This is a genomic window from Bacillus sp. JJ634, assembly GCF_036962285.1.
Lineage (GTDB): Bacteria > Bacillota > Bacilli > Bacillales > DSM-1321 > Peribacillus > Peribacillus asahii_A.
In genome coordinates this window covers 1-18,078 of sequence record NZ_JBALMU010000063.1, presented here as the reverse complement: position 1 = coordinate 18,078, position 18,078 = coordinate 1, and the positions used below count along the sequence as shown (strand labels likewise).

The following is an 18,078-nucleotide window of genomic DNA, read 5'->3' as shown; positions in this document are numbered from 1 at the left end:
ACTTTAATTTGAGTCAATGCTTTAAATATTCTGATTTTAATCTAAGCAATTATATTATTGGAATCATTGTTAATCATTAGAAAAGCCCATCCGTTTGGATGAGCTTTTCTAGCATTGCAGGTGAATCACATATACAACCCTGCTAAGAATATCCCGAGTGATTCTTGATAAATTTCTTGAAACTGTGATAATGGAAGCGGATTCGTTCCCTGTCCTAATTCCACTGTAAACCCCGGTCTTCTCCAATCCTGGATAAACCAATCTTTATATCCAGCATAACTTTCGATTGTTTGAACAGGTTCATACCCGCTCACTCGACTAAACTCATTTACCATAACTTCCGATTCAGGAGGCTCCAAATTGTCAAACCCCCAGTAAATCACTTGACCTTGGGTATGGAACGCTAATACTCTGCTAAAATTTCTCCTCCTGGTCAAATCCGCCATCGCAACAGCTTCCGGCTCTGTAAGTGGTCTTTCACCAGAATAATCTCTCGGTCCTGGCTTATCAGGATTACGCGCCTTTTCCAATTCCCATTTGGCCGGAAATTGGTCATTTAAATCGACACCCCGAATATTCGCTTTCCATCCTGAAAAATCCATACTCCCTCTATTCCATTGTATAACATTGCTTCTATAAGGCTCAGTAGACGGCGGACCTTGTAAAACGAGGTTTACTCCATCAGGATTGACCATCGGAACAATCGATAATGTAGATTGCTGATATAAAGGCAGCATCTGTACACCACGGATCGTATTCATATTCGTTAACGCCAGCAAATAATCATTAATAAAAGTCATAATAACCGGTGTTGTGATCCATTCATTGGCATGAAACGCCCCATTATAATGCACTCGCTTATTGCCTTTTCCGATTAAAATTTCAGAGATATTTCTACCAAGTACCGAATTCCCAATGGAGGATGTTTGAATAAACGGATAAACGCTGGATAATCTCCTTATATCATCCCTCAATGTTTCATAAGAATAGCTTTGCTCTCCTCGCACAAGTCTCCAGGTAATACGCAGCGGAACCTTAATGATCTGACCGATGTTCAGCGCATTCGGATTAATAGACGGGTTCACAAGGTATAGGGCATCTAATGGAAGATTTCGGTTCGTTGCAATACTCCATAAAGAATCGCCTTGCTTTATCCGATAATTTATCGCAGTAAAGCCTGGAATCTTCACTCGTTGACCAATCGAAAGCATATTAGCTTGCGTTCCTCCATTGGAGTCTTGAATAAGACGAATAGGTATTTTGAACAATTGACTGTAATACCATAAGGAGTCACCCCGCCTTACAAAAACGTCCATATTGTACCTCCCGGTGTTCGTATTTTCCTCGAAGGTTCGCATCTATTTCAATATATGCCTAATTTCACTACACATGTCGGAATTGCTATGAGTACATACTTAATCTACATTCCCCCGGCTCTGCCTAGACATCATAAAACTCCGTACTATCACTAGCTTCACCCCGAACTGACTGCTTCTTGTACTTCTCATCAAATTCTAATAATTATCTCATATTCACTTAATAATTCTTGTCTATGATAGAACCATCAAATAGAAAAAGGAGAGTTATACATGAAAAATAAATGGAAGAAAATCCTCATTGGAACAGCTCTAATGACTGGAGTGGGCGTAGCAGGAGGAGTAGCAGGAGTAGAATCAGCTAAGGAACAAACAGTATCTTCACAAGACTTCTTCGCCACTGTTCAATCTGTAGATGAAACAGGCAATTTCGTTAAAGTAAATGAAAACCAAGCCCACGTTCACAAAACCATCGAAGCCATTGCGAATGAAAGCACAACAACCGATGAGGTACACATTCAACAAGTATCCTCTAACACTCGTGAAGTCCAAGGGAAGGTTGTTTCCTATAACAAAAATAGCATTAAAGTATCCTTTCCTTTCGGGGGAACTGCCACATACAAAATTAATAAAAACACAGAAATTGATGATGATTCAATTCGATTAAAAAAAGGCGTTCTCGTTGAGATGGAAGTATCGAACAAAACCGCTCGCGAAATCGAAACAGAACGAACGATTGAATATTCCGCTACGATTGTTTCCGATAGCAAACAGAAAATGACCGTCAATTTTAAAGGAAAAAAGAAAACATTCCAGAAGACAAGTGGATACGTGTTAGATCGTGATGGCTATCGCGGCAGTTTAAAAGGGGTTCCAGTGGAGCTTAAATTGAATAGCAGCTTCAAGCTAGTTAAAGCCGAAATCGATGATGATTTCGATGATTATGATGACGATGATCGTTTTGATTAATATCATTAACAGCATTATTATTGCCAGATTAAAAGTACAGGATATTCTAGGCTCGCGATTTCCATTAGGTTTTTATTTTTTTTAACCTATAAAGTGAGGCTGAACGAATGATAGTCCAGCCTCACTCCTATATTATTTATCTTCTTCAGTTTCTGTGCCTTCCTCTGTACCTTCATCAACATTTTGATTCTCTTCCGTATTTGTTTCGTCCGTTTCTTTATCAGAATTACTGCAACCCGCGGCAATACCTACCAACATGAAAGATGCCATGAAAACTAATAACCATTGTTTCAAGTTTTTCATATTTCTCTTGCCTCCTCGATTGTCCTATTTGTTAATACAAGACTATCATACAAGATTTTTAGAATATTAGAATCAGCTTCCACGTTTCTTAACATGTTTAACCATATTTTCATATTTACTTAATAGTTCTGTTTTTCATTTCATCATTTTGAAATCGAAACCTCTCACCACTTCCCACATTCCACACATGCATAAAATTGTCCCGAACACAGTAAGAAATATACTAGGAGAAACTACTTTCATAAATGAAAGTCCAATCATAATGACTCCAACTATTAAATAGTGATTGATAGCATGTACATGATACGATCGTTGTTTAGTATGCCATGCTCGAAAGTACCCTTGTAAAAAGCCTAATACAATTTGTGTCATAAGAGCCAAATAAGGGAGATATTCAATTGGAAGCTTCCAATATCCAACGACTATATACACTACTCCCATCGCTACATAAACAGATGTGATAAAAGACCGTGGTTTCTCTCCTCTGGATTGAAAAAAACGATACCCCCATGCAGCAGCAAAAGAGAATGTGGCAAATAACCAAGCAAATAAGGTATAACTAAAAGACACTTCTTTCAACCAAACAATATAATATGGAAAAATTACAACTTGTCCAACTGTGACAATAAGAGGAATATACCATTCACTTTTATTCTGCATGTCTTCGCCTTCTTACTTCATGTAATGATCATAGAACAAATTTACAAACACTTCATTTGGATCTCGTTCTGCCTTCTGTTTCTTGAAGCTTTTCCAATTTGGATAAGATTCTTTAAACTGTTCCTTTGTTTGGTAAGGATAATAAGGCAAATAATAGGTACCACCATATTGCAATGTTACATCCGTCCACTTCTGAATCATCGTTTTAGCGTGAGCAATCTCTTTCTCTTTTAATCCATGCTGAATCAATACGACAAGACCTAACATATCTTCCTTTGCATAAGGGAGACTTGTCATGTTATCTTTCGCTGCATATCGCACTGTGATATTATGCACTTTAAAATCTTCATCTTGATCATTATGAGGAAGCAAGTCTTTCAGGCTCTGCATATACTCTTCATATGAATCAACTGGAATAAAAAACTCTTGTAAAACCTCCACTCTACCAGGCGTAGTAAATTCCATAAATGTAGATTCTGAACGCATAGCATTATTACGTGTAATCGTTTTACCATCAATTGAATTGATATACAGCCTTTGCGATTCCCAAAATAAATCCTCCAGCTTTCCCCCTTTTCTTCCTAAATCAAGAGCAAACTTACTGACTCGAACTCCTTCTTCTTCTTTGAGCGACGTTGTATTATCCTGTTTTTTTGTTTTGTTATAATCAATCACATACATTTCATCTAAAAATGTACCCGGTGCTACACTTATTCTTGCATAGTGCATCGCAATATTTTGATTTTCTAGCACTCTATGAAGATACGACTCATACTTTTCCGTCTCTATTTCCTCTGTGTGAATGGTGTATACTTCATTTTCCGTAAGTTTTAAAGTCACATCTAAAATGACTCCGAATAAGCCATAGCCCCCTAATATGTATGTCATCCATTCTTCTGAATCATCACGTGTTAAATATTTTATTTCTCCTGTTGGAGTTAATACCGTCATTTCCCGAACCGTTTCAGCCATTGGACCAAAACGAATATCTCTCCCATGAGCATTAACAGATAATGAACCTCCAATTGTAAAAATCGATTGTGATTGTGTGACTTGTAACGCTAAACCATACGGAGTGACAGCTTCCTGAACATCTTCCCAACTAGCTCCACTCTCTGCTCGAACTGTTTTAGCTTGCTTATTGATTTCTACTATACGATTGAACCCTCGCATATCAAGTACAATTCCGTCCTTGTAATATGTATGTCCACCTTGGGAATGCTGTAATCCAGCGATAGAAATATGCTTGCCCTTTTTATTAGCTTCTTGAACGATTCTCTGTAATTCATTTCGATTGTGGACATTCACAACTTTTTCAATTCGTTCAGGCAGCAGACCTGTATAGTCCGTAGCTAAACCACTTTGTGAAAACCCATATTTTCTTTTCTCAATTGGTATATTCCAAATAACGACTATAGCCATGGCAAATACTAGAATACCGAGAAACCATGTTTTTTTCATAAACTTAGTTACTTTCTTCATGTTCTTCTCCTGTTTTTGTAAATTGATATAAAAAATGTACCATAATTCATTAAAGAAGGAGAGAGAATATAAAAAAAGGCATCAGGTTAATGATTATACCTGATAACCTCGTCGTATTTCTTATTGAATGAGTTCAAACTCATTCAAAAAAAACAAATCATACATCCTACAATCAATTCGTTAATTTCTCAATTTGCTCCATCAAACTTGAAACTTCATTTACTGTTGTTAAAATTTCCGAGTTCTCTAGTATAGCGGGATCCAACTGACCATTTTCAATATTCGTTAAATATAGGTCAATCCCTTCTTCTAGCTTTTCATTGGTGCTGACAATCTGAGCATGAAGATCTTCTGCAACAGCAGGGGCTTCGATATTATTAAACTCATTTATTTCTTCTTTCATAAGAGTAAGTTCTTCTTCTAGCTGTTGTCTCGCTTCTTCGCTTGCGACTGCATTGTTAGCTAGTTCTGGTACTTCATTCGCAAAATCTTGTGCCGTATTCATATATTCTGTCGTCGCATTCGCATACTCTAAAGAATCATTTACCTCTCCAAGTAAGGAACAACCACTTAGAAACACCATCCCCATCATTCCAAAAGCTAGTATCTTTTTTTTCATTCTCTTCTCTCCTTATACACTAGAATAAGTTTTTCTCACCGCTGATAAAACTCAGAGCTTCTTGCACGATTAACTTTAAGAAGATTTTTCTTATACAGCGCTGCAATACTATTCAACATAAATTCAGGAATTTTCTTTGGAAAATACGGCTTTTTATAATAACAATAAAATGCATTTTTTAAATCTTCCCATTGAGTACAAACTTTCACTTGTCTAAATCGAGCCACATCAATAATTTTCACTTCTTTATCCGATGTGATAAAAATGTTGCGCAAATGAACATCAGACGGATTCAATCCCTCTTTTCTAGCTAACTGTAAAGCCTTATCGGTTTCTTTTATAACATCATCTGAGATTGGAGTCCCTTTTGTTAAACATTGAAAGAGCGTATTCCCCTCTAAATAATCAATGACTAAATAATTAGAACCTGCTTCATAAAGAGTTGGAAAATAGGAGAGATGTTGAAGCTCCCTATAGATATTTGACTCTTCCTCGGCAAGGTGAGCGTAAGTCGGAAAAAATATCTTCATTGCTTTATTCGTTTGTTCGATCCTAAATACATAAGCACTTCTGCCTTGTCCAATTAACGTTAATGATTTATCGTAATCCAGCAGCGTATGTTTGTGGTCATTTGCCATTTTAACACTGACAGCTAACTCATGAAATAAAAGAATAATCGTCACCTCTCTCTATTCTTAGTTATATAAGAAAAGAAAAGGCGTTATAACCAATTTTCTCGGTTATAACGCCTTTACATAAAAAGACCTTACCAAGAAATCGGTAAGGTCTCGCAAACAACTATCATTAGTTGCCAATAAAACCGAGGATTCATATCCCGTAATGACGATTTTATTGTATAGCTACTCCCCTTATACGGAAGAATATATTCAATTTTCTTATTAATTTTATTATAAATATTTTCTTTTTAAACGTCAAATGGAAGGAATTCCACTCCCCCTGCTTTCCCATTTACTATTACACCATTTGAAGAATGACAAGCCCTAATAATCTTCCAAATTTTATCCTGAGCAGTGATATTTTGGCTTGAGCCTTCATTTACCTTATTGAATAACCAGGATAAACGCTTATACTCACTAATTGGAGCATATACACATGACTTTCCTGATATCCCTTGATAATGATTTGATACATGTTAATATAAGGTCGTTGTAAAAAAAATAAGAACAAAAACACGAACATTTTGGGAGGAATGGCATGTTTATTAACAAAAAAATTGCATTTTTAGGAGCCGGTTCGATGGCAGAAGCAATGATTTCAGGTATCATAAATGCTGAAAAAGTTCCGCCAAACCATATTTTTGTATCCAATCGAAGCAACGATAAACGGTTACAACAACTCAAAAAAACATATGAAATTAACGCCGTAACTCAAGATAAATTACCCTTTAAAGACATTGACTTAATCGTCCTCGCAATGAAACCAAAAGATGCAGCATCCGCTTTACAATCCGTCAAACATGTCGTTCAGCCAAACCATCTTATTCTGTCTGTGTTAGCCGGTATTACAACCTCCTTTATAGAGCAGTATTTGCCATCAGGACAACAAGTTATCCGAGTTATGCCAAATACCTCCAGCATGATTGGGGAATCCGCTACCGCCATTTCTGCTGGAACACATACTACAAAGCAGAACGTAATACTCACGCAAAAATTACTTGAATGTATCGGAACCGTATATGTCATACCCGAAGCACAAATGGACATTTTTACAGGTATTGCCGGCAGCGGTCCTGCCTACTTTTATTACTTAATAGAACATATGGAAAAGGAAGGAATAAAAAGCGGATTAGCTGAAGATACGACTCGGCAAATCATTGCCCAGACTATAATCGGAGCAGCCAAAATGATTCAAGCACAAAGCGAAACACCAGCTGTTTTAAGAGAAAAGGTTACTTCGCCGAATGGTACGACAGCCGCAGGATTAGCTGCACTTGAACAATACGGTGGCGGCACAGCTATTTCTCAAGCCATTAAGCAAGCTGCTAATCGCTCTAGAGAAATGAGTACACAATTCAAAGTAAATGCTAGCAACTTTTCAACGACGCAATAGATTGAATATTCAAAAAATAGGAGGGATTAGATGACCGTGAATACTAATAAGCAACGTGTTGTGATTAAAATAGGGAGTAGTTCACTCACTAGTCGACACGGAGAAATTAGTCGTAAAAAACTCGAAAAACTTGTAGATGAAATTGTTTTATTAAAGGATACAGGACATGAAGTCGTACTCGTTTCATCTGGTGCTATTGCTGCTGGCTATCGAAAATTAGGCTGTCTTGAACGCCCTACTACATTGCCTGAAAAGCAAGCTGCCGCTTCAATTGGTCAAGGATTACTAATGGAGACATACTCCGAGCTATTTTTGTCTCATGGCTATGTTGCTGCGCAAATTTTAATTACGAGAGGTGATTTTTCAGATGAAAATCGCTACCAAAATATGCGTAATGCATTAAACGTCTTATTAAAAAGAGGCATTATCCCTATCGTCAATGAGAACGATACCGTAACAATTGACCGCTTAAAATTTGGAGATAATGATACCCTCTCAGCAAAGGTAGCTGTACTAGTCGATGCCCATCATTTAGCCATTTTATCAGACATAGATGGACTATATGACTCAGATCCTAGCAAAAACGGCCACGCTAAGTTGTTAACACATGTTCATAACATTACGCCTGAAATTGAAAAAGCAGCTGGTGGCTCAGGAAGTGAGGTCGGTACCGGCGGCATGAAATCAAAAATTCAAGCGGTTAAAATCGCCATGGCTTCTGGCATTCCAACCTTCTTAGGAAGAGCCGGCACTCCAAACATTATCATGGATGCCGTATTAGGTACGGCGAAAGGGACGTACTTTAAAACTGCCGCACCATTAATGGAGTTAAACGAAAAGACCAAATGGATTGCCTTTAATTCAGGGCCTAAAGGAGAAATTATCATCGACTCATCTTCAAAAAATCGCATTGTCGAAAAACGTGAAAGTGTATACTCCTCTGGCATTCTCGAAATAAAAGGACAATTTGAAAAGGAGTCCGTTATTCGGATAATCGATACTGAAGGAACAGAAATCGGCCTTGGGATTGTTCAGTTTTCATCCGAAGAATTACATCAACTACGTAAACAAAGCATGGTAAGCGCCCCGCCATTCATTATAGATATGAACCATTTTGTTTGTCGTGTAGATGCGCCAATTAAAATTGGCGTGTAATGGTAATAAAAAAAGAAGCTGCTCGAAACAATCCTTTCATTTTTCACACTTATTATTTCTTAAAATTGAACTATACTGAAAGGTGTGTGAGACCGCGTCACACACACCTGATTCAAAATTTGGAGTCTTTCCATTTACTTCTTTTTTAATTTTTATAAGTACCATACAAAAGGAGTACCTTATCATAAATCCGAAATGACTATTAAAAAACTAATTCTAGCCTTGTTCGGTTACTATCCCAATAAATAATCCTCACTTTCGATACCAATTAGCCCCCTCATCCATATGTACAAATGGGATATCTGTATCAACCCCTCCTGTTATTTGCTCTATTTCTATATCATCTCCATCAAGCCATTTTGCAAAATCAAATACAGTAGGTTCTTGATTTCCTCCTAATGCTATCCAAGCCTTCATTTCTCTTGGCAAATAAGCGGATGTATGGATTGTTCCTGCCCAGCTTCCATATAAATCCGAAAAAACGCCTTGATTCGTATCATTTAATAATCGAAAAGCATCATAGGCTTCTGAAAGATTCTCATATTGTTCCTGTATAACCCCTAGTCGTCGTTTAGAATCGACGAGATGATTACGATTTTCGTGCTTCATAATTTCAAAGTGATTCGTGCAGACATTCGACTGACGAATCTCAACACCACGCGGAGATGTTTCAACTACATAAGTCTCTCCGCTTTGATCATACACAACATAAGTAAAAGAATGGCGATGTGGTATCTCCTTCAGCATCGATACCGCTTCCAAAACATTGGCACAAGACTCTATAATAAGCCTTCCAATCATACAACAAATAAATCCATCCCCTGGGTTTTTCCGATTCATGAAGTTATAACCAATCGCTAACCCTTTTTCATTCATTCCATCCATTCTTCCCGTCGCCCTTTGGCTCGGACCAATGCTCGCATATCCTTGGTCAGTTGGTTGAAAAACAACATAACGCCCCTCATACGTCTTCGGATGATAGTCATAATTACGAATTAAATAATCACTTCCTGTTACAATAGAACAGCCCGACTTTACATAATCTAATCGATAGCCCCCAAACTCTTGCAATATGCGTTTCATCGGCCATTCTAGTGCTTCTTGCATTCCAAGCAATTCCTCCCAAACACCAGGAGCAAATTGTGTAATGGCCTTTCTCACCTCTTCTACTTCTATCGTAAATCGAGGCTTTCTCACCTTCCACTGCTCTTCACGATTCATAACGGTTAAAGAATCTCGCAATTTTTCCCCTTGCATATATCCAAAATCATAATGTGTCCCTCGAAATTGAACGATTTCACTATAAATTTGCTTCATGTCATATCCCTCTTTTATATCGTAACTATTTCTTTTTAGAATACTTGATGGATAATTGAAAAGAAAGAAGACAATTGATTACGAATAAATTTATGGAACAATTCACCTAACTAGGCATTTCCCCATAATCTATCATCAAGCCGATTCATGAGGGGGAGAAAATTATGGGGATAGAATTAACGGCTCTCCATTGGATTTATCTAGGGTTTATTGTGTTAATCATCGGATTTATGGTGAAACGTCGAGACACTTCCCTCATTTGTATAATTGGAATTTTCACACTAGCCATTGTCGCAACAAGTAGTGTAACTTCATCCATTATCGGAATTTTTAACAGCTTTATTTTCGCCATTACAGAGCTAATGTCGACTATTTTAATCATTTCCATCATTGTTGCAATGAGCCATGTATTAACAAAAACGGGCATTAATGATGCCATGGTTGCTCCTTTTACTAGGTTTATGAAAAATCCAACGCTTTCCTTTTGGATTATCGGGATTCTCATGATGGTCATTTCTTGGTTTTTCTGGCCCTCTCCCGCTGTTGCCTTACTAGGAGCGGTTCTGCTTCCAGCAGCCCTGCGCGCGGGATTACCTGCACTTGGCGTAGCAATAGCAATGAACCTCTTTGGGCATGGGATTGCTTTATCGAGTGATTTTATCATTCAAGCAGCCCCTAAGCTTACAGCCGATGCAGCTTCAATTCCAGTTGGAGATGTCATTTCAGCAAGCATTCCGCTCGTCATTACAATGGGAGTGGTCACAACCGTTTCTGCCTTTATCTTTTTAAAGCGTGATATGAAGCGCGGGGTCCTCACATTAGGGGAAAATAAAGAAATTATTCAAGACCAAGCAATGAATGAACATTTACTTACCACAAAACAGAAGCATTTTTTTGCTATCCTCATTCCAATTGCCTTTTTGCTTGATGTCATCGCCATGTTTCTTTTAAAGTTACAAGGCGGAGATGCGACGGCATTAATTGGCGGTACAGCGGTCTTTATTCTGCTTATTCTATCCGTTGTAGCGCATAAACAACAAGGACTTGAAAAAACAACAAGCTATTTAATTCAAGGATTTCAATTCGGTTTTAAAGTATTTGGACCCGTGATTCCTATTGCTGCCTTCTTTTATTTAGGGGATTCTGGATTCGCTCAAATTATCGGTGACTATTTACCGAGGACATCCCACGGTATTGTGAATGATCTCGGCGTCGCTTTAGCTGCTGCCGTTCCTTTAACGAAAGAAATAGCGGCCATTACATTGACAGGTATTGGAGCCATTACTGGTTTAGATGGTTCAGGCTTTTCCGGCATTTCCTTAGCTGGTTCGGTAGCGAATCTATTCGGCACAGCCATTGGAGACGGTACTGCTACCTTAACCGCGCTTGGGCAAATTGCAGCCATTTGGGTCGGCGGTGGAACACTTATTCCTTGGGCACTCATCCCAGCTGCCGCCATTTGTAATGTCAGTCCATTCGAATTAGCGCGAAGAAACATCCTTCCGGTAACAATCGGGTTAGTCGCGACGACGATTGTGGCGATGTTTTTGATATAATGAATCAGTTCTAGATTTATTCCTTGAACAATACAAAAGCTCAATCACTAAAAAAGTGATTGAGCTTTTGTTTACTCGTACATTTCACGCCCACTCTCAGTTGTTATTACCCTAAAATAAACCATCCCCTATTATCAAAAAACTAAAAATACGATTCTTACAAAACTGTAAGCTCGTGTAAGGAAAATCCATGTTTTGAGTCTTATTAATTGACTTATAATGACCCTAATAAAAAGATAAAGGGGAAATGAATCAATGGATTTTTCCGATTTAAATGTCCATGTTTTTAGAATAATCAATGATTTAGGTAAAGATTATACTTCTTTCAACGCCACTGTTGTGTTTATTGCTGAATATATGGTGTACGTCTTAGCACTGGCTGTCATACTCTATTGGTTTACACGAACTAATACCAATAGAATCATGGTAATTTGTTCAATGATTTCTTTTATAGTCGCCGAGATAATCGGGAAACTAGCAGGAACCATTCATTCCAATCATCAACCGTTTGCTGAGTTGTCCAATGTCAATCAGCTCATAGAGAAGGCTGTAGATAATTCATTTCCAAGCGACCATACGATCTTGTTTTTTTCCTTTTGTATGACGTTCTGGCTTTTTCACAAAAAGACAGGCGTTTTCTGGATAATACTCGCTTTTTGTGTCGGTCTTTCACGTATTTGGGTTGGCGTTCATTATCCAGCAGATGTCGCATCAGGAGCCATAATCAGTATGACCTCGGCCATCATTGTGTATGTAACCGTACCTAAATTAAGTGTGATAAATAAATTGCTTCGCATCTATGAAAAAGGAGAACAAATCATCCTGCCCGTAAACAATAAATCGAAGAATTTTTAACTTGATAGAAAAAAACGCTGGGGTTCCAGCGTTTTTTAATGACCATTTTCATTCGGTCTGTTACTTTTGATACAATTATATAGTAGAAAATAAGAGGAGAATGATAATGTTTAAAATACTAATTATTGAAGATGATAAACAGCTTATTCATTTACTAGAAAAGCATTTGAATAACTTTGGATTTCAAACACAATCCGTTGATGATTTCGATAAAGTACGAACCCAATTTGAACAGTATGGACCACACCTTGTTTTATTAGATGTCAATTTGCCTAAATTCGACGGGTATTATTGGTGCCGTCAAATCCGAAGTATTTCTATTTGTCCTATTCTTTTTATCTCTGCACGCGATAGCAAAATGGATCAAGTAATGGCCCTTGAAAATGGAGCAGATGATTATATAACGAAGCCGTTTGATTATGAAATTGTCATTGCCAAAATTAATAGTCAACTTAGACGCGCATACGGTTCATATGCTAATGCCCATAATGGACGTACAACTACAGTTGAAGGATTAACACTCGATGTGGAACGGTTAAATCTTTCTCTAGATGGCCAGGAAATTGAACTGAGTCATACGGAAGCAAAAATAGTAGATGAATTAATGAAAAAAGCTGAGCGGGTTGTCAGTCGGGATCGTCTTTTAGAAAAAATTTGGGATGATCAAGCATTTGTGGATGATAATACGTTGAACGTCTACATTACACGCGTTCGAAAAAAATTAGCTTCCTTACATATAATAGACGCTCTTCAAACCATTCGCGGACAAGGATATCGACTTATGCCCAATTGGAGGAAGAATGAATGAAGCTTTTCTTACGTGATCAACTCCCGCTTATTTTTATATATCTAATCCAAATCATCGTTATAACATCTATTTATTGGCTTGACGGTTATCATAATTGGACCATTAGTTTATACGCTGCCCTTCTCAGCAGCTGTCTGCTAATCATCTATCTCCTAATCCGATACATCACCAATCGCTTCTTTTATCAGCGACTAGAAAAACCGCTCACCTCATTGGATGATTTTACAAATAATACGCATCAAACACCGCTTACTGAGGGTTTACAGCAGCTCCTCACTAGCCAATTTCGCCATTATAAAACAGACCTGCATCATTATAAATACAGGCTTGAAGGTCATATACAGTTTATCAATCAGTGGGTTCATCAAATGAAGACTCCCTTATCGGTTATTCATTTAATCATACAGGATGAAGATGACTCTCGCTTCACTGCTATTGGAGATGAGCTTGATCGTTTAAAAAAGGGGCTCGAGACGGTGCTTTATACCGCGCGTTTAGATTCATTTGAACATGATTTATATGTGGAGTCCCTTGATTTAGAAGCTGTTGTATGGTCTGTTACATCTAATCAAAAGCGTTTATTTATTCGAAAACGGATTTTTCCTTCCTTTCAATTCAAAGAGGATGTCATCGTTGCTTCTGATGAGAAATGGCTCTCGTTTGTCTTAACCCAGCTAGTCACAAATGCTATTCGCTATACAGTCGAGGAAAATCGAAAACTTCATTTCCATAGCTACAAGCGTGGCATACATACCGTTTTAGAAATCCAAGATGAAGGCATCGGAATTCCGCAAAGTGATATCCCTCGCGTCTTTGATGCTTATTTCACGGGTGAAAATGGCCGTAACTTTCAAGAATCGACCGGGATGGGGCTTTACCTTGTGAAACAAATCTGCGAAAAGCTTGGTCATCGTATCGAAATCGAATCGATTGTAAACGAAGGAACAACGATTCGTATTATATTCTAGCTACCCTTACAAATCTGTAAGTAAACTGTAAGCCTGCGACATAGTAGGAGACAGCGAATTCTAGCTACAATGAAGATACAACTGAAGCAAGGAGTGGAAATAATGCCTATTTTAGATGTGAAACATATCGAAAAAATCTATGAAGGAAAAGTTGCTCATAAAGCGTTAACCAATATTAATTTTTCAATTGAAAAAGGCGAATTTGTCGGAATTATGGGCCCATCTGGCAGTGGGAAAACAACACTTTTAAACTTAATTGCAACCATTGATCGACCAACAGCTGGTGACATTTTCATTAGCGGTAAAAATCCACATACTTTAAACCGAAAAGAAACCGCCTTATTTAGACGCCATGAGCTTGGTTTTGTATTTCAAAACTTTAATTTGCTTGATACGCTAACAGTGGAAGAAAACATTGTGCTTCCCCTCACTCTCGATGGCGAAAATGTTCGCGAGATGGAAAGACGTCTTTACGAAGTGACAGAAAAACTAGGGATTGCTCAAATTTTAAAAAAGCGAACTTATGAAATCTCTGGCGGACAAATGCAGCGTACAGCAATCGCACGAGCTATCATTCATCGTCCATCCCTTATTTTAGCCGATGAACCGACTGGAAACTTAGATTCCAAAGCTTCCAAAGATGTAATGGAAACACTCACGACCATCAATAAGGAAGATGGAGCAACTGCCTTAATGGTCACACATGATGCTGTCGCTGCAAGCTATTGTCATAGAGTCATTTTTATTAAAGACGGAAAACTTTATAACGAAATTTATCGCGGTGATAACCGTCAAACCTTCTTCCAAAAGATTATTGATATGCTTGCTTTGTTAGGAGGAGACAGTCGTGACCTTTCGACAGTTCGTCTATAGAAACATTGTTCGTAATAAGCGAACTTATGCCGCCTACTTTTTAAGCAGCGCCTTTTCTGTTTTAATTTTCTTTGTTTATGCTCTATTTATTTTTCATCCCGATATTAAAGAAGGTGTGAACGCAGCACTCGCCGTTCAATTAATGGCAGCTGCCGAAATCATTATGTATGTATTTTCCTTCTTATTTGTGCTTTATTCTGTCAGCACGTTTTTAAAGGCACGAAAGCGTGAATTTGGCATCCTTATGATGCATGGAATGACTAGAAGCCAATTAAATCGCATGGTGTTTTTAGAAAATATGATAATCGGTATTGGAGCAATTGCTGTCGGGATTTGTACAGGAATTGTTACAGGGAAGCTTTTTTTATTAATTGGTTCGAAGATGATTAGCATTGCTCCTCTGCCCTTTTATTTATCCGAAAAGGCAATTATCCTTACAGTAGGAGCGTTCTTACTTCTATTCTTTAGTATTTCGTTATTTACGACGATTCTTGTACGAGTCAATAAATTAATTGATTTATTCCAAGCAGGAGAAAAACCGAAAACGGAACCAAAAGTGTCCATCTTTCTATCTCTTCTCTCTGCATTCTTACTCATCATCAGTTATTATTTAGCCGCTACTGCGACGATGCAAACCTTACTTTTCCGGATGTTGCCGGTCATCGGAATGACAATTGTCGGAACGTACTTTTTTTACACACAGCTATCGGTATTTATAACGAAAATGCTGCAAAAAAACCGGATGCTTGTTTGGAAGAGAACGAATTTAATTACGATTTCTAGTTTAGCGTACCGCTTAAAAGATAATGCAAGAATGTTTTTTATGGTTACCATTTTTTCAACGGTTGCCTTTTGCGCAGTTGGATCTCTTGTTTCTATCAATGTAATGAATAAGCAATTCGATATGGATTATCCAGCCGAAATTAGTTATATCGCGCTAAATGATGAACCCGTTCATAAACAACAGCTAAAGCAAATTGAAGGGAAATTACAAGAGAAGCAAGTAAGCTATACGACAAATCAAGTCTCCATTAAATATATAGAAGTTGCTTCCTCAACTTCTCCATATCCTTCTGATAAGCTCGCGATTATTTCCTTTTCGGATTATCAAGAAATCTCTGAACAGGCAGGGTATGAGTTTACAGAAAAGCCGCTGAAAGGAATAGAAACTTTGAATATGCGAACATCCACCTTCGAAGGCGGCTTCTCTAAACCTGTGATATACACGTTAAAGCAAGATCATCTACAACTTCATCCAAAGACCTATACAAAAAATGTTGTCCTGCCTTATCAGCTTGTATGGGATGAAGGCTTAGTAGTAAGTGATGAATTATTTATAAAGCTTGCCCCCGTAATGACAGGAACGTATACCGGTTTTTATACGAAAGAACTTGAGAAAACAACAGGTATGATGGAAAATCTGGTCAAAAACGGAAAAAAATCACCTTCTAGTGATACTTCCTACTTCATGACGGTAAGCGGAACTTTGTATGAAACTCAAATGAGTATGTTCAAAATGATGTTATTTGTCGCCCTGCTTATTGGAGCCGTATTCTTTATTGCTGCAGGAAGCTTCTTATACTTCAGACTGTATGCTGATTTGGAATATGACAGCCGTCAATATTTAACGATTAAGAAAGTAGGGTTAACTGATCAAGAATTGAATAAAATTGTCACTCGTCAGCTTGCTTTACTGTTTTTCGTTCCTATTTTGGTTGCATTTGTCCATAGTGCTTTTGCCTTCACGGCCTTACAAAGCTTTTATAAATTGTCAATCGCTACAGAAATGATGCTTGTGCTGGCTAGTTTTCTCATTGCTCAACTTGTTTATTTCTTCTTAATCCGTTATCGATATTTGAAAAACTTGAAAAAAGCGTTAATCTAAACGTACATTCGAAGAGCCTGACTGGAAAGCATCTACTTTTCAACAGCCTCTTCTCTTTTTTATCGAAATCATCCACATTTTTATTCACAAATTAGCAATAAATAATTTTGTCAGTGTGACACATAATTCACTTTCTACAGGGAAATATAAGTACAGTTCCATAAAAAATATGAAAGGGGAATCATTTACGATGACAAAAAAATGGTTTCTTACATTAATGAGTGCTTGTTTATCTATTATGATGTTAGCGGGGTGTAATAACGACAATAATAATGAAAATCCGCCTCCGCAAGAAGACCAAAACAATGTGGACCAAACTCCAACGGATGATAACGTAAATGGTACAAATGATTTAAATAACAATGATGTAAATAACGATAATAATGGTGATAATAACCTACCTGGTGTTGATGAAAACGATACAATGACTAAAGATGATGAAAATGATACTGATCCAGATCCAGAAGACATTGTTGAAGATCCAGAAGATATGACTGATCCAGATAATAAAGACGAATAATGTACAACTTTAGTGCCTGCCCTCTATACTAGGTGCAGACACAAGAAAACCCTAAATAAAGGACTTATTTGTCCATTATTTAGGGTTTTCAAAAAGAATAAAGGAATATTCCTATTCAACACATGTTGTATGTGTACGCTTCGCCATTTTTGAATCGTATGCCAATAAAGAAGCAGGGTCATTATTAATTTGTTTTAATTTTTGAACAATACCATTAAATAGGGATTCTTCCTCTACTTGCTCATCAAGGAACCAATTTAAAAAGGAAATCGTTGCATATTCTTTTTCATCACGAGCAATATCAGAAAGATTATAGATTCGACTCGTCACTTCTTTTTCATGTTCTAGTGCTTTTTCAAAAGCATCTAAAATAGATTCAAACTTATTATTTGGATGTTCAAAACCAGAAATAATCGCTTGTTCTCCACGATCATGGATGTAATTGTAAATCTTCATTCCATGAGTTCTTTCTTCCTCAGCTTGAGCAAGGAAAAAACTTGAGAAACCATCATAATTTTCACTTTTACAGTAAGAAGCCATCGCAGTATAGACATGGGCAGAATAAAATTCATAGTTCATTTGATCAGTTAATGCTTCGTGTAAGTTACTCGATAACATCGTACTTGCACTTTTATTTAACTTCGATAGCATAAACAATCCCACCTTTTACTTGATAGACTGATTTTACTATAAAAGGTTTTATATTACAATTATTGTTATAT

Annotated in this window: 18 protein-coding genes; 10 read left to right on the top strand and 8 right to left on the bottom strand. The window is 37.4% G+C overall.

The genetic code is table 11. The features are described from left to right. Positions 1–125 precede the first annotated feature (125 nt). Positions 126–1,316, bottom strand: coding sequence for a M14 family metallopeptidase (locus tag V7068_RS11180; RefSeq protein WP_499712816.1), 1,191 nt, complete (start codon positions 1,314–1,316; stop codon positions 126–128). Positions 1,317–1,589: 273 nt separating this feature from the next. Here V7068_RS11180 and V7068_RS11175 point away from each other — a divergent pair, with 273 nt between their 5' ends. Then, positions 1,590–2,285, top strand: a complete 696-nt coding sequence (locus tag V7068_RS11175) for a DUF5666 domain-containing protein (protein ID WP_499712814.1) — start codon at positions 1,590–1,592, stop codon at positions 2,283–2,285. Between the two features lie 132 nt (positions 2,286–2,417). On the opposite strand, the gene V7068_RS11170 is transcribed toward V7068_RS11175, so the two are convergent. The 5 genes from V7068_RS11170 to V7068_RS11150 form a co-directional block, all read right to left on the bottom strand. Then, positions 2,418–2,588, bottom strand: coding sequence for a hypothetical protein (locus tag V7068_RS11170; RefSeq protein ID WP_164853120.1), 171 nt, complete (start codon positions 2,586–2,588; stop codon positions 2,418–2,420). A 135-nt stretch (positions 2,589–2,723) separates the two neighbouring features. Then, positions 2,724–3,248, bottom strand: a complete 525-nt coding sequence (locus V7068_RS11165; protein ID WP_499712812.1) for a hypothetical protein — start codon at positions 3,246–3,248, stop codon at positions 2,724–2,726. Positions 3,249–3,260: 12 nt separating this feature from the next. After that, positions 3,261–4,730, bottom strand: coding sequence for an FAD-binding oxidoreductase (locus tag V7068_RS11160; protein WP_499712811.1), 1,470 nt, complete (start codon positions 4,728–4,730; stop codon positions 3,261–3,263). A gap of 172 nt (positions 4,731–4,902) precedes the next feature. Beyond that, entirely contained in the window at positions 4,903–5,349 is a 447-nt protein-coding gene (locus V7068_RS11155; protein WP_252288951.1) for a DUF6376 family protein, read from the bottom strand. A 35-nt stretch (positions 5,350–5,384) separates the two neighbouring features. Beyond that, the gene (locus V7068_RS11150) at positions 5,385–6,032 is read right to left on the bottom strand and encodes a protein kinase family protein (protein ID WP_499712809.1); all 648 of its coding nucleotides are present in this window, start codon (positions 6,030–6,032) and stop codon (positions 5,385–5,387) included. A 532-nt stretch (positions 6,033–6,564) separates the two neighbouring features. Here V7068_RS11150 and proC point away from each other — a divergent pair. Beyond that, positions 6,565–7,419 (top strand): pyrroline-5-carboxylate reductase, encoded by an 855-nt coding sequence (gene proC / locus V7068_RS11145; protein ID WP_499712807.1) that lies wholly within the window; start codon positions 6,565–6,567, stop codon positions 7,417–7,419. 36 nt (positions 7,420–7,455) lie between these two features. Then, entirely contained in the window at positions 7,456–8,574 is a 1,119-nt protein-coding gene (gene proB, locus V7068_RS11140) for a glutamate 5-kinase (RefSeq protein WP_499712819.1), read from the top strand. Positions 8,575–8,826: 252 nt separating this feature from the next. Here the strand turns inward: proB and V7068_RS11135 are convergent, their stop codons facing one another. Continuing rightward, a complete protein-coding gene (locus V7068_RS11135; protein WP_499712806.1) occupies positions 8,827–9,891 on the bottom strand; it encodes a C45 family autoproteolytic acyltransferase/hydrolase in 1,065 nt (354 codons plus the stop codon). Positions 9,892–10,055: 164 nt separating this feature from the next. On the opposite strand from V7068_RS11135, the gene V7068_RS11130 reads away from it, so the two are divergent. From V7068_RS11130 to V7068_RS11100, 7 genes are all read left to right on the top strand, one after another. Further along, positions 10,056–11,447 (top strand): hypothetical protein, encoded by a 1,392-nt coding sequence (locus tag V7068_RS11130; protein ID WP_499712805.1) that lies wholly within the window; start codon positions 10,056–10,058, stop codon positions 11,445–11,447. Positions 11,448–11,702: 255 nt separating this feature from the next. Further along, positions 11,703–12,302: an undecaprenyl-diphosphatase gene (locus V7068_RS11125; RefSeq protein ID WP_499712804.1), complete on the top strand. Its 600-nt coding sequence runs from the start codon at positions 11,703–11,705 to the stop codon at positions 12,300–12,302. 106 nt (positions 12,303–12,408) lie between these two features. After that, positions 12,409–13,110 carry a response regulator transcription factor gene (locus tag V7068_RS11120; protein WP_499712803.1) on the top strand — a complete coding sequence of 234 codons (702 nt, stop codon included), beginning with the start codon at positions 12,409–12,411 and terminating at the stop codon, positions 13,108–13,110. Further along, positions 13,107–14,078 (top strand): sensor histidine kinase, encoded by a 972-nt coding sequence (locus tag V7068_RS11115; protein ID WP_499712801.1) that lies wholly within the window; start codon positions 13,107–13,109, stop codon positions 14,076–14,078. Before V7068_RS11120 ends, V7068_RS11115 begins: the two co-directional genes overlap by 4 nt. 102 nt (positions 14,079–14,180) lie before the next feature. Beyond that, a complete protein-coding gene (locus tag V7068_RS11110) occupies positions 14,181–14,951 on the top strand; it encodes an ABC transporter ATP-binding protein (RefSeq protein ID WP_499712799.1) in 771 nt (256 codons plus the stop codon). Beyond that, positions 14,926–16,836 (top strand): FtsX-like permease family protein, encoded by a 1,911-nt coding sequence (locus V7068_RS11105; RefSeq protein WP_499712798.1) that lies wholly within the window; start codon positions 14,926–14,928, stop codon positions 16,834–16,836. The genes V7068_RS11110 and V7068_RS11105 overlap by 26 nt, the downstream gene beginning before the upstream one ends. A 190-nt stretch (positions 16,837–17,026) precedes the next feature. After that, positions 17,027–17,356 (top strand): hypothetical protein, encoded by a 330-nt coding sequence (locus V7068_RS11100; protein ID WP_499712797.1) that lies wholly within the window; start codon positions 17,027–17,029, stop codon positions 17,354–17,356. 111 nt (positions 17,357–17,467) lie between these two features. On the opposite strand, the gene V7068_RS11095 is transcribed toward V7068_RS11100, so the two are convergent. Then, the gene (locus V7068_RS11095) at positions 17,468–17,974 is read right to left on the bottom strand and encodes a ferritin (protein WP_499712818.1); all 507 of its coding nucleotides are present in this window, start codon (positions 17,972–17,974) and stop codon (positions 17,468–17,470) included. Positions 17,975–18,078: the final 104 nt, after the last annotated feature.

Coding starts and splice junctions, on each gene's coding strand:
- V7068_RS11180 (WP_499712816.1), bottom strand. CDS start 1,316: ATGGACGTTTTTGTAAGGCGGGGTGACTCCTTATGGTATTACAGTCAA.
- V7068_RS11175 (WP_499712814.1), top strand. CDS start 1,590: ATGAAAAATAAATGGAAGAAAATCCTCATTGGAACAGCTCTAATGACT.
- V7068_RS11170 (WP_164853120.1), bottom strand. CDS start 2,588: ATGAAAAACTTGAAACAATGGTTATTAGTTTTCATGGCATCTTTCATG.
- V7068_RS11165 (WP_499712812.1), bottom strand. CDS start 3,248: ATGCAGAATAAAAGTGAATGGTATATTCCTCTTATTGTCACAGTTGGA.
- V7068_RS11160 (WP_499712811.1), bottom strand. CDS start 4,730: ATGAAGAAAGTAACTAAGTTTATGAAAAAAACATGGTTTCTCGGTATT.
- V7068_RS11155 (WP_252288951.1), bottom strand. CDS start 5,349: ATGAAAAAAAAGATACTAGCTTTTGGAATGATGGGGATGGTGTTTCTA.
- proC (WP_499712807.1), top strand. CDS start 6,565: ATGTTTATTAACAAAAAAATTGCATTTTTAGGAGCCGGTTCGATGGCA.
- V7068_RS11135 (WP_499712806.1), bottom strand. CDS start 9,891: ATGAAGCAAATTTATAGTGAAATCGTTCAATTTCGAGGGACACATTAT.
- V7068_RS11130 (WP_499712805.1), top strand. CDS start 10,056: ATGGGGATAGAATTAACGGCTCTCCATTGGATTTATCTAGGGTTTATT.
- V7068_RS11125 (WP_499712804.1), top strand. CDS start 11,703: ATGGATTTTTCCGATTTAAATGTCCATGTTTTTAGAATAATCAATGAT.
- V7068_RS11120 (WP_499712803.1), top strand. CDS start 12,409: ATGTTTAAAATACTAATTATTGAAGATGATAAACAGCTTATTCATTTA.
- V7068_RS11115 (WP_499712801.1), top strand. CDS start 13,107: ATGAAGCTTTTCTTACGTGATCAACTCCCGCTTATTTTTATATATCTA.
- V7068_RS11110 (WP_499712799.1), top strand. CDS start 14,181: ATGCCTATTTTAGATGTGAAACATATCGAAAAAATCTATGAAGGAAAA.
- V7068_RS11100 (WP_499712797.1), top strand. CDS start 17,027: ATGACAAAAAAATGGTTTCTTACATTAATGAGTGCTTGTTTATCTATT.
- V7068_RS11095 (WP_499712818.1), bottom strand. CDS start 17,974: ATGTTATCGAGTAACTTACACGAAGCATTAACTGATCAAATGAACTAT.